At 51.1% G+C, this 967-nt stretch carries 2 protein-coding genes; both read left to right on the forward strand.

Annotated elements, in window-relative coordinates; all coding sequences use genetic code 11:
- Window positions 1–169: 169 nt before the first annotated feature.
- Window positions 170–475 (forward strand): hypothetical protein, encoded by a 306-nt coding sequence (locus WA429_RS21275; protein WP_336107915.1) that lies wholly within the window; start codon window positions 170–172, stop codon window positions 473–475.
- Window positions 476–619: 144 nt separating this feature from the next.
- Window positions 620–844 (forward strand): hypothetical protein, encoded by a 225-nt coding sequence (locus WA429_RS21280; RefSeq protein ID WP_336107916.1) that lies wholly within the window; start codon window positions 620–622, stop codon window positions 842–844.
- Window positions 845–967 lie beyond the last annotated feature (123 nt).

Raw genomic sequence — 967 nt, forward strand, 5'->3', positions numbered from 1 at the left:
CAAAGCAGGCATTAATACGCAAAACGCCCGGCACAAGGCCGGGCGCTACAACATGGCAACTGCAACGATCGTGCCTTCTGCGCCGTGCCACCAATCAATTGGTCGCACTGGAGATGGCCAAAAACCGCGCCAACCGAACCCTTACCCAACAACAAGCAGCTGACTTGCCATGAAAGTGTATATCAGCGCATTTCTCGGCCCGATCCATGCCGCACCAGGTGGGGATCTGTGTTTGCCGATCGTTGGGCTCGAACGAGCCCGCTTGGTACTAAAGGATCCTCATGGTCAGGTACTTCAAGAAATCCCGAACCACGGACAACCATGGGATTACGAACGACTGGTCGCCCTGGAACATACCCTCACTGTCCCCAAACAACGCAGTGCTGATCTGTTTCTGGGTGACCAGATGATTGGGTCAACAGACGTGACTACAGCCAGAATGAACATGCCGAAAGAAAGTGAAACTGGCCAGTAAGAAGAGGTTTGACGATCGCTTCACCGTCCGCTCCGCTTAGAGTTGCGCCTCTTTTCTTCTATCGTGCTTAGGTTGTCTCTCATCTGAAAGCGCGATATATTGCCCTTATCGAATTCAACAACACGAACAGCAAGGAGACAAGCGATGAACTCGACCGATCTTGGACTGCTGATCATGATAGGCGTGCTGCTTGTCCCGTCTGTTCTGATAGTTCGTGCCTTGATCAAAGGCGCTGGTTTCGAGCTACACGATGCACCTCGTACACGCCGAAACCCCTTTAGCCTTGATTACACTAGTGCCGATTTGGCCAATATCAACAAGCAGTCAATGCTCAATATAGAGAACCACGACAAGTATAACGGTTTGTGAGCGGCCCAATACAAGTGTTAGGAAAGCCAATGGACTTCATCCAACAATTTGTTCCGATGTCCGATGCTGAGATCATGGTCTCACTTGCCTTTGCTGTCGCACTCGGAATCATGATCGTCGGTG

Source organism: Thalassospira sp. CH_XMU1420-2, from assembly GCF_037029325.1.
Lineage (GTDB): Bacteria > Pseudomonadota > Alphaproteobacteria > Rhodospirillales > Thalassospiraceae > Thalassospira > Thalassospira povalilytica.